Below are 10,171 nucleotides of genomic sequence, written 5' to 3' on the forward strand. Positions count from 1 at the left end.
ACGCTTCAGCACTTGACTATGCCGCGGCGGTCTCCCCAATATATAAAATAATGTTCCCGAAAAAGGAGGGTATTATGGCTGCTTTTCATGGTAGTGATTTGGAAAAAATAGAACAGATTTACGGGATAAAAAAGGAAGAGATAACGGGATTTGGGGCAAATGTTAATCCGCTGGGGCTCTCGCCTTTCATGAAAGATTATCTTGCCGCTCATCTGGATGTGCTGTGTGCTTATCCTGACCGGAACTATACGGCACTCCGGCGGGCGATAGCTGATTATACCGGCGCGGATGTGGAAAATATTATGGTGGGAAACGGCTCCACAGAGCTTATCTCTGCTGCAATACAGGCTATACATCCTCATGCCGCAGTCGTACTCGGGCCTGCTTATTCCGAGTATGAGCGTGAGCTGACCCTGGCGGGAAGTGTGCTTCACTATTATGATCTGTGTGCGGAAAAGGATTTCGTCCTGGATGTGGAGGATCTGGAACGCTTTATTATGGAACATGCTGATGGTGCCAAGGCTGCCGGAGGGAAGCTGCGCCTGCCCGGGCTGCTTGTGCTGTGTAATCCGAACAATCCAACCTCCAGCGCTGTTCCGGCCTCGCAGATGCGCCTCCTTCTTTCTTTTTGCCGGGAAAATAATATTTTCGTCATGACAGACGAAACCTATGCCGAATTTGCACCCTCCGTATCGGAAATCACTTCCATTCCCCTGGCCGGAGAGTATGACAACCTCCTGGTACTGCGGGGTGTTTCTAAATTCTGGTCCGCTCCCGGGCTTCGTCTAGGCTATGCCGTCACCTCCAACGGGGAACTGCGCGGCAGGATTGATGCCGCCAAAAATCCCTGGACCGTCAGCTCCCTGGCGGATGCCGCCGGGCAAATCATGTTCACTGATAAGGAATACATTGAACGCACCCGTTCCCTTATCGGTAAGGAACGTAAACGCTGTATCCAGACTCTGGCCGCGATTCCTGAGCTTAAGGTTTACCCGGCCTATGCCAACTTTGTCCTGGCCCGCAGCCTCAATCCCGAAATAACGGCCCGGACTCTATTTGAGGCCGCTATCCGCCGTAAAATGATGATTCGGGACTGCTCCGACTTTCATAGCCTTAACGACAGCTATTTCCGTTTTTGCTTCATGCTGCCGGAGGATAATACACGGCTGCTTACCTGTATCCGGGAGTTGTTCGCGTAACCGAAGCCCTGCTGCAGGCAACGAAATAACAAGGTAACGGTTCAGCCAGGCCTGCTGCCCTGCCGGACGGTGGGATTTTGCTGTCCCACAAAGCGGTGGAATTTTATAATCCTGCAGAGCGGCGGGGTTTTACAGTCCTACAAAACAGTGGTATTTATCATTGACAGCCGCAGGATACTGCAATAGAATTAAAACAGAAATAATAACGGGAAAAGGTGATGTGAATCCGGCGTATCGGATGCTGTATAACCGGCAGCATGGATATGGCTGGAGAAGAGCGGATAAAATCAATTCAACAGGAAACAAAGGGCTGTTTTAACAGCTTACTTTTTGTGCCTGGCACTTGATTTTATTTACTCTTCAACTAACACTTCAGCTTTTGAGTCTTAGCCGCAGAGTAAAATCTGCGGCTTTTTCTGTTTATGAAAGGAGCAGTAAAATGAACAACAAAATTATCGAAGCCTTGAAAAAACCAGCGGTCTATACACCGTCAGGCACCGCCTTCTGGGATGATGATTACATCTCCGGACAAATGCTTAAGGCGCATCTGGATCCGGATTTCGAGGGCGCCAGCAGGAAGCTTTCATTTATTGAAAAATCAGCGGTATGGCTCAGTGGTCTTGTACCGCCGTCTGATTATCCACAGCTTCTTGATATCGGCTGCGGCCCCGGCATTTATGCTGAAAGATTTGCCCGGGCAGGCTATCAGGTTACTGGCGTGGATTTTTCAAGACGTTCCATTGACTATGCCAGACAGTCCGCCCGGAGCCAGGGCCTGGATATTTCTTATCTGTATCAGAATTATCTGGAGATGGAGCTGCAGCAGTCATTCGATTTTGCCGTTATGATCTATTGCGATTATGGCGCGCTGTCCGCTGACGGCAGAAAAAATATCATGGACCGGGTTTACCGGCAGCTGAAGCCGGGCGGCTGCTTCGTGCTGGATGTATTTTCCATGGCCGCCTACCGTCATTTCCGGGAACGGCAGACCTGGGAGCTTTGCCAAAGCGGCGGCTTCTGGCGTCCCGGCGAATATGCCGCCTTCCAGGGTTATTATAAATACCCCGAAAATGTAACCCTGGATCTGACAGTCGTCGTTTCCGGTAAGGAGCGCACTCCCTATTACCTGTGGAACACTTATTTTACCGTGGAAAGTCTGGCCGGAGAGGCCGAAAACGCAGGCTTTAAGGTTCACGGTGTCTTCGGGGATATCGCCGGCGCACCCTTTTGCAGGGAAAACGATACCCTTTCCATATTTTTAAAAAAGTAAAGAATTCTATTGACATTCTATATTTATTGTTATATTGTATTATTAAATTAATACAGAGGTACACATTAAGAAAGGAATGATGATATGGCATGGAACCTGGATTCTGACCGCCCCATCTATGCACAGCTGCTGGAACGCATCCAACTGCAGATTGTTTCCGGCACCTATGGACCGGGTGATAAACTTCCCAGTGTCAGGGAACTGGCCGCTGAAGCCAGCGTAAATCCCAACACGATGCAGAAGGCCTTTGCGGAGCTGGAGCGCAGCGGCCTGATTGTAACAAAACGTACCAGCGGCAGATTCGTAACGGAGGACAAAGACATGATTACACAGATTCGGACTCAGCTGGCAAAAGAAGAAGCATTATCCTTTATCGAAAAAATGAAAGAACTGGGTTTTGAAAAAAATGATATCCTGGCACTGCTCTCAGCCGTTGCTGAAGAGCCTGCCGAACAAAGGAGGGAGCGCGCATGAACGATCTTGTGACTATTTCCGGCCTTTCCAAGGCTTATGGTCATTTTATGGCGCTGAACAACCTGAATCTGAATATTCCCAGAGGACGCATCATCGGCCTCCTCGGTCCGAACGGAAGCGGCAAGACCACGCTGATTAAACTGCTCAATGGTCTTCTTACCCCTTCCTCCGGCCAGATCCTGATTGACGGAAAGGCTCCCGGCGTGGAAACCAAGAAAAAAGTTTCCTATCTTCCGGAACGCACCTATCTTACCAGCAGCCGGACCGTAATAGATTTGGTGGAATATTTTGAAGACTTCTACGATAATTTCAACAGGGAAAAAGCCATGTCCATGCTGGAGAGCCTGCAGATTAACCTGAACTCACGCCTGAAAACCCTTTCCAAGGGCACCAAGGAAAAGGTTCAGCTGGTGCTGGTTATGAGCAGGGAAGCCGATCTTTACATCCTGGATGAACCGATAGCGGGTGTGGATCCTGCCGCCCGTGATTTCATCCTGAAAACAATCATCGGCAACTATAACGAAAATGCATCCATCCTGCTTTCCACCCATCTTATATCCGATATCGAGGCCGTGCTGGACGACGTGATTTTCATCAGGGACGGACAGATTATGCTCTGCTCTTCCGTGGAAAATATCCGGGAAACCTATGGAAAATCCGTGGACAGTTATTTCAGGGAGGTGTTTGCATGCTGACGAAATTACTGAAACATGAATGGAAGGAAACCTGGCGCATCCCCGCTTTATGCTGTGCCATTGTCATACTGATGACCCTTACGGCCGTCATCTGTTTTACCAGGATGAGCCCTCCCGCCAAGGCAGATGATCTGAATGCAGGCGCTTTTGTATTGATGATGTTCTATGTAATGACCATCACCTGTATCAGCTTTGTCATCACGCTTTATGTAGCGGTCCGTTTTTACAGGAATCTGTATACCGATCAAGGCTATCTTATGCATACACTGCCTGTAACCCCCAGGCAGCTGCTGGTTTCCAAGCTTTTAGTAAGCACTGTGTGGCTGTTCATAGTTACTCTGCTGGTGCTCTGGGCAATTTTCATGATACTCATTTTTGCCCTGCCGGTTATGGTATTGGAGGATATGAATCTGTCCTTTTCCTTCTTTATGAAATATGCCGCTGAATATTCCGGCGCGCTGTTCGGGATGTCGCTGCCGGCGTTTATCGTATTTAACTTTTTTTATTTTCTTGTTTCATCAATGAGCAGCGCTTTGGTTATTTATGGTTCCATATCCCTTGGCCAGATGTTTTCAAAGCATAAGGTGATGGGCTCTGTCCTGTGTTACATTGGCGTTACCATTTTAATCCAGACGGTTACCTCCTTTGCTATGACGCCCTATCTGACTAAAATAGTCATAACGAACCGTTCCGTTTCCATCGGCCCCGGGATCCCGGACTTCATGGGAAGTTTTATGCGCAATACCTTTATATTTTCCTTTATAGCCTCCGTAGTCACGGGCGCCGCCTGCTATGTTCTTTCCGAATACCTTATGAAAAAGCAGCTGAACCTGGATTAAGGATTTCAAACAGTATTTACAGAGGAAGCAGTCTTGGCGGCTGCTTCCTTTTTTGTGCTGACGTTTCATATTTTCAGGTGAAAATCTGCCTTCTGCCGATGTTTCTTTCCTCTTTCCGTTTTCAAAGCCCTTTTCAGCTTTCGGCGGAAACTTCCTCCCGTAAGCGCATATAATAACTGTAAGCAATAAATATGAGGTTACCGCAACATATGGCAAACAAACTGCATGCCGCCCAGACATCCGACAGTCCCTATGCAGGTGGGCTGAAAATCAGTCTCACCTCAAGCCTTGGCCCGCTTCCGATAAAAGGCGCTTCCGTTACCATCTCCCTGACAGGAGATCCGGATTCCGTCGTAGAAACCCTGACCACTGATGAATCCGGCCAGACCGATACGGTGGAGCTTCCCGCGCCCCCGGTAGATTACAGCCTGACGCCTACCGACCAGCAGCCTTATTCCGAATACAACATATCCGTTGAGGCATCCGGCTTTGAGCCCGTACTCGTTTCCGGTACACAAATCCTGGCCGATGTTACCGCTGTTCAGCCGATTTCCCTGATTCCTGAGGAACGGCCCGGAAGGGAAGAAGATATTATAATCCCGGCCCATACCCTTTTCGGTATTTTCCCTCCAAAAATTCCGGAGGCTGAAATAAAGCCTGTGGATGAAACAGGCGAAATCGTTTTAAGCCGGGTCGTCATCCCTGAATTTGTCATTGTGCATGACGGCGTACCCTCCGATTCCACCGCCCCGAATTACTATGTCCGCTATACGGATTACATTAAAAATGTGGCTTCCTCCGAGATTTATGCGACCTGGCCGGAATCCACCATTTATGCAAACATACTGGCAATTATGTCCTTTACCCTGAACCGTGTCTATACGGAATGGTACCGGAACCAGGGCTACAATTTTACCATTACCTCTTCCACCGCCTTTGACCAGAAATGGGTCTACGGCAGAAACATCTTTGAAAATATCAGTTTTCTGGTAGATACTATTTTTTCCAATTATCTCTCCCGCCCCGGTGTGAGGCAGCCGATACTTACCAGCTACTGTGACGGCCGCAGGGTGAGCTGCCGTGGCCTAAGCCAGTGGGGCTCCATGTATCTGGGGGAGGAAGGCTATGACGCCATTGACATCATCCATTATTATTATGGCAGTGACATGTATATTAACTCCGCCGACGCCATCAGCGGCGTCCCTTCCTCCTGGCCCGGCTACGATTTGACTATAGGCTCCTCCGGAGCCAAGGTGCTCCAGATGCAGGAGCAGCTCAACCGCATCCGGCAGAATTATCCTGCCATCCCCTATATAACCCCGGACGGCATATTCGGCCAGCAGACCGCAGAGGCGGTGAGGGTTTTCCAGCGGGTGTTCGGGCTGCCCCGGACCGGTGTGGTGGATTTTCCCACCTGGTACGAAATTTCCCGTATCTATGTGGGAGTTTCCAGAATCGCGGAGCCTTCCTGAAACAGGAAGGGTTTTCTCCTTTTAACCAGCCTTCTTCATGCCTCCTCCTTATGCATAAAGGCGGTACAGATACCTTTTACCGTATCCGTACCGCCCTTTTTTCTCTTTATTCTTCAAAGGTCCTCATGGCCAGTATGGTGTCCGTAATCAGATCATCCAGGCTCCAGCCCAGCATTTCTGCGCCCTGCTCAATCACTTCCCGGGAGCAGCCCGCAGCAAAGCTTTTTGTCTTGAACTTCTTTTTCACGGACTTCAGTTCCAGATCCTGTACACTTCTGGAAGGACGCATCAGCGCGGCAGCGCCGATCAGGCCAGTTAGCTCATCTACCGCAAAAAGCACCTTTTCCATTTCCTTTTCCGGCTTTACGTCTACGGTCAGGCCATAGCCATGGCTCGCCGTCGCATGAATCAGGGCTTCATCCAGCCCCTCAGCCCTCATGATTTCCTGGGATTTTATGCAGTGCTCTTCCGGATACTGTTCAAAATCCAGATCGTGGAGCAGCCCCACGATTCCCCAGAAATCCACCTCATCTTCATAGCCCAGCTTCTGTGCAAAGTATCTCATAACACCTTCCACGGTCTGCGCATGCTTCAGATGGAATTCGTCCTGATTGTATCTGGTCAGAAGCTCCCAGGCTTCTTCCCTTGTTGGTATTTTTCCCATGCTGTCATCTCCTTCGCTTTTTCCGGCAAAATTCTGCCCGGAGTATAATCGGCCCGCCGGCGCTTATTTCACAGCTCCCATATTATATAGCTGCTTATATAGCCGCCGCGCGCTTATTCCGCCACTGCCCGGAATGCCTCCTCCAGATCCTGAATGATATCATCAATATGCTCCGTTCCAATGGAAAGCCGGATGGTATTGGGGCGGATGCCCTGTTCCTCCAGCTCCTCTGCATTCAGCTGTCCATGGGTGGTGGAGGCCGGGTGGATTACCAAAGATTTTACATCCGCCACGTTGGCAAGTAAAGAGAAAAGCTGAAGATTATCAATAAATTTTTTCGCGGTTTCCGCTCCGCCTCTGATCTCAAAAGTAAAAATAGATCCGCCTCCATGGGGAAAATATTTGGCATACAGCGCCTTCTGGACCTCATCTGTGGTAACGGAAGGGTGATGGACCTTTTCCACCTGGGGATGGGCCGCCAGCCAGGCTGCGGTTTTCAGCGCATTGGAAACATGGCGTTCCACGCGCAGAGACAGGGTTTCCAGCCCCTGAAGGAACAAAAATGCATGAAAGGGGGACAGCGTAGCTCCTGTATCGCGCAGCAGGGTAGCCCTGATTTTCGTAACAAATGCCGCGGGGCCTGCAGCTTTGGTAAAGCTTACGCCGTGGTAGCTTTCATTCGGCTGCGTTAAGGAAGGATATTTTCCGCTCGCCTCCCAGTCAAAACGGCCGCTTTCCACAATCACGCCGCCGATTGCCGTACCATGGCCGCCGATGAATTTGGTGGCGGAATGTACCACAATATCCGCGCCGTATTCCATGGGCCGCACCAGATAGGGCGTGGCAAAGGTATTGTCCACTGCCAGCACGATGCCGTGGGCATGGGCAATTGCTGCAATCGCTTCCAAATCCACCACATCGGAATTGGGATTTCCAAGAGTTTCTACAAAAACAGCCTTTGTATTTTCCTGAATGGCGCCTTCCAGTTCTTTGAAATTGAAGGGATCCACGAAGGTCGTAGTGACTCCGGAATCGGGGAAGGTGTGGGCCAGGAAATTATAGGTCCCGCCGTATATGTTTTTCGCCGCGACAATGTGATCGCCCTGATGGGCCAGATTCTGGAAGGTATAGGCAATCGCTGCGGCGCCGGAGGCCACGCCCAGAGCTGCGCTTCCGCCTTCCAGTGCGGCCATTCTTTTCTCGAAGACCTCTACTGTAGGGTTCGTCAGCCTTCCATATATATTTCCCCCTGCCGAAAGCGCGAATCTTGCCGCTGCGTCTTCGCAGTCATGAAACACGTATGAGGATGTCTGGTAAATCGGCACCGCCCGCGCGTCCGTCGCCGGATCCGCCTGCTCCTGCCCTACGTGAAGCTGCAATGTCTCAAATCTGTATGCTCTCTCTGTCCTGTCTTTCATCTCGCCTCTCCTTCCTGCCCGACGGCAGCCTGTACATAGTATGTTTACAATTCCTATTGGATTAGTATGTTTTTGTTGATTATAATGGGGGATCCAGGATTTGTCAAATGGTTTTTGCAAAAGTTGGGGAAATTAGAGGGGATTTTTTTCTGAAATTGGGTCATGGCTTATGCCAGAGCAGATAGCAGGCAGTGAAGCGCCACAGCCTGGCGCAACGGCGGCAGCCAGATACTGCGGCGGCAAAAAAGCTGTCCTGTACAAAACAACAGGTCAGCTTTTTATCAGTTCATTATTACTGCGTCTATTTTACCGCAGCCTAAGGTTGTATTTCTTCCCAGATGAAGGATACACGCCGCATTCAGCCAGGGTGTAAAGGGAGCCAGCTCTCCCTGAAAGGTCATGGCGCCCAGCAGGCCGCTTAAATCCATTTTTTTATCTCTTCTGGTGGAATAGCGCTCCATATTTTTTACATAAAGCCCTGAGGATGTTTTTTGGATTTGCTGCGCCGCTTCCATGAGCCAGGCAATTTCCTGCTCGTTTACATAGCCGCCGTAACGCGCGGTAAGCTCTGTTATCCTTCTGCTTATGCTCCGGAAGATGGTTATAAAATCGAGTTCGGTCAGCAGGCTGCCGCTTCTCCGGATGCGAAGCGGGGTCAGCAGCTGTATGGAGCAGTTGGTGCAGCCTTCGGTTCTGTGTTCTGAGAGGACTTCCGCTTTTATGGCCTCGGGGGCATAAATGCCGGGCTTCCAGATTGACTGAAGCTGATCATACTGCATGATTTCTTCCAGCTGAAATCTCTTGCGCTCCGCCCCTATGGTAAAGCTCCCGGCAGTTATGAGGGCATTGATTAACTGCTCCGCATACCGGAGGGCATCGCCAAGAAGTATCACCTGAAATCTGAGTTCATCGCCTTTATTATACTGCTCCCTGTACCCGGGCGGATTGATAATGTAAGGATTGGGGATATCATAACCGCCTTCAGCCATTTTCCTGTTCTCGTATATGTATCTGTATGCTTCCTTGTGATTGAGCAGGGCCCATCCCAGAATTCCATGGAGGGTGGAGCCCAGATAACCGGGAAGCCGGGCCGGCTCACAGCAGCGCAGGCGTATCAGGAGCGCAAGGTATTTCAGGGAGAAGTGGACGGGTTCGTTGTTTATCATGGGTTATTCCAATCTTATCCAGGCAAGGCCGTGGGGGAGTTTGTTTTCTGTGTCGATGTATATTGCGCCGGCGGCTTCGTGGGGGAATACGCCGGACAGGAAATTTTCAGGGATAATTCTTATTATACAAGGCATATTACCTTCGACATTATAGAACGATTCAAATAACAAGGACTTGGGTTATCTAATAATGAAGTCGTTAAATCTCGATGCCGTAGCAAATGTTTAAACAAGCTATGAGGATACATAAGCCTCGACAAGAAAATGAGGCTCTTAACGCCTTATATAGAGAATTTCAATCCACGAGGCAACATAAGCCTCGACAATACAGGTCCACAGGGGCCGACAGGGCCTGCAGATTTCAATCCACGAGGCAACATAAGCCTCGACTGGTGATGGAGATGCACAAGACAGTTACGATTATTTCAATCCACGAGGCAACATAAGCCTCGACGGTATGGATGCAAGACAGGGACCTGTTATCCAACAATTTCAATCCACGAGGCAACATAAGCCTCGACGATGATAGAATACGGCAGCGAAACCCGGCGGATATTTCAATCCACGAGGCAACATAAGCCTCGACGCAGTATGGCCACGGAAGAAGTAGGTGGAATATATTTCAATCCACGAGGCAACATAAGCCTCGACATCTTTTTCTCTCCTTTCAAATCAGCGGTAACGAATTTCAATCCACGAGGCAACATAAGCCTCGACATAGATATTTCTTGGATGGCAATATAGATGCTGTATTTCAATCCACGAGGCAACATAAGCCTCGACCCAGTCACCAAGTTGATAATGTTCATCATCTGCATTTCAATCCACGAGGCAACATAAGCCTCGACCTGACAACAGCAGATATAGAGGCAATCGGATACATTTCAATCCACGAGGCAACATAAGCCTCGACACAGTGCCGCATTGATTGCCCGGCAATTGTAGCATTTCAATCCACGAGGCAACATAAGCCT

General features: G+C 49.7%; 9 protein-coding genes and 1 CRISPR repeat array. Of the genes, 6 read left to right on the forward strand and 3 right to left on the reverse strand.

The genetic code is table 11. The features are described from left to right. Positions 1 to 74 precede the first annotated feature (74 nt). The 6 genes from HMPREF1548_RS26675 (at position 75) to HMPREF1548_RS26700 (ending at position 5,949) form a co-directional block, all read left to right on the forward strand. Entirely contained in the window at positions 75 to 1,199 is a 1,125-nt protein-coding gene (locus HMPREF1548_RS26675) for a pyridoxal phosphate-dependent aminotransferase (protein ID WP_157065739.1), read from the forward strand. Between the two features lie 439 nt (positions 1,200 to 1,638). Next, complete coding sequence (locus tag HMPREF1548_RS26680; protein WP_021639931.1) at positions 1,639 to 2,469, forward strand: class I SAM-dependent methyltransferase; 831 nt, start codon at positions 1,639 to 1,641, stop codon at positions 2,467 to 2,469. Positions 2,470 to 2,553: 84 nt separating this feature from the next. Next, complete coding sequence (locus HMPREF1548_RS26685) at positions 2,554 to 2,943, forward strand: GntR family transcriptional regulator (protein WP_021639932.1); 390 nt, start codon at positions 2,554 to 2,556, stop codon at positions 2,941 to 2,943. Then, complete coding sequence (locus HMPREF1548_RS26690; RefSeq protein ID WP_021639933.1) at positions 2,940 to 3,638, forward strand: ABC transporter ATP-binding protein; 699 nt, start codon at positions 2,940 to 2,942, stop codon at positions 3,636 to 3,638. The genes HMPREF1548_RS26685 and HMPREF1548_RS26690 overlap by 4 nt, the downstream gene beginning before the upstream one ends. Further along, entirely contained in the window at positions 3,632 to 4,477 is an 846-nt protein-coding gene (locus HMPREF1548_RS26695; protein ID WP_021639934.1) for a hypothetical protein, read from the forward strand. The genes HMPREF1548_RS26690 and HMPREF1548_RS26695 overlap by 7 nt, the downstream gene beginning before the upstream one ends. 209 nt (positions 4,478 to 4,686) lie before the next feature. Beyond that, positions 4,687 to 5,949: a peptidoglycan-binding protein gene (locus HMPREF1548_RS26700; RefSeq protein WP_021639935.1), complete on the forward strand. Its 1,263-nt coding sequence runs from the start codon at positions 4,687 to 4,689 to the stop codon at positions 5,947 to 5,949. Positions 5,950 to 6,055: 106 nt separating this feature from the next. Here HMPREF1548_RS26700 and HMPREF1548_RS26705 read toward each other — a convergent pair whose 3' ends face one another. From HMPREF1548_RS26705 to cas6, 3 genes are all read right to left on the reverse strand, one after another. Beyond that, on the reverse strand, positions 6,056 to 6,613 hold the full coding sequence (locus HMPREF1548_RS26705; protein ID WP_021639936.1) for a hypothetical protein: 558 nt from the start codon (positions 6,611 to 6,613) through the stop codon (positions 6,056 to 6,058). A gap of 113 nt (positions 6,614 to 6,726) precedes the next feature. Then, on the reverse strand, positions 6,727 to 8,031 hold the full coding sequence (locus HMPREF1548_RS26710; protein ID WP_021639937.1) for an O-acetylhomoserine aminocarboxypropyltransferase/cysteine synthase family protein: 1,305 nt from the start codon (positions 8,029 to 8,031) through the stop codon (positions 6,727 to 6,729). 281 nt (positions 8,032 to 8,312) lie between these two features. Continuing rightward, entirely contained in the window at positions 8,313 to 9,197 is an 885-nt protein-coding gene (gene cas6 / locus HMPREF1548_RS26715; RefSeq protein ID WP_035324183.1) for a CRISPR system precrRNA processing endoribonuclease RAMP protein Cas6, read from the reverse strand. Positions 9,198 to 9,489: 292 nt separating this feature from the next. Continuing rightward, positions 9,490 to 10,110: a CRISPR direct-repeat array (repeat unit 32 nt; unit sequence ATTTCAATCCACGAGGCAACATAAGCCTCGAC). Positions 10,111 to 10,171 lie beyond the last annotated feature (61 nt).

The sequence above is a fragment of the Clostridium sp. KLE 1755 genome (assembly GCF_000466465.2).
GTDB classification, from domain to species: domain Bacteria; phylum Bacillota; class Clostridia; order Lachnospirales; family Lachnospiraceae; genus Eisenbergiella; species Eisenbergiella porci.

Excerpts from the sequence above, each read along its gene's own strand:
- HMPREF1548_RS26675 (WP_157065739.1), top strand. The coding sequence starts at position 75 with ATGGCTGCTTTTCATGGTAGTGATTTGGAAAAAATAGAACAGATTTAC.
- HMPREF1548_RS26680 (WP_021639931.1), top strand. The coding sequence starts at position 1,639 with ATGAACAACAAAATTATCGAAGCCTTGAAAAAACCAGCGGTCTATACA.
- HMPREF1548_RS26685 (WP_021639932.1), top strand. The coding sequence starts at position 2,554 with ATGGCATGGAACCTGGATTCTGACCGCCCCATCTATGCACAGCTGCTG.
- HMPREF1548_RS26690 (WP_021639933.1), top strand. The coding sequence starts at position 2,940 with ATGAACGATCTTGTGACTATTTCCGGCCTTTCCAAGGCTTATGGTCAT.
- HMPREF1548_RS26695 (WP_021639934.1), top strand. The coding sequence starts at position 3,632 with ATGCTGACGAAATTACTGAAACATGAATGGAAGGAAACCTGGCGCATC.
- HMPREF1548_RS26700 (WP_021639935.1), top strand. The coding sequence starts at position 4,687 with ATGGCAAACAAACTGCATGCCGCCCAGACATCCGACAGTCCCTATGCA.
- HMPREF1548_RS26705 (WP_021639936.1), bottom strand. The coding sequence starts at position 6,613 with ATGGGAAAAATACCAACAAGGGAAGAAGCCTGGGAGCTTCTGACCAGA.
- HMPREF1548_RS26710 (WP_021639937.1), bottom strand. The coding sequence starts at position 8,031 with ATGAAAGACAGGACAGAGAGAGCATACAGATTTGAGACATTGCAGCTT.
- cas6 (WP_035324183.1), bottom strand. The coding sequence starts at position 9,197 with ATGATAAACAACGAACCCGTCCACTTCTCCCTGAAATACCTTGCGCTC.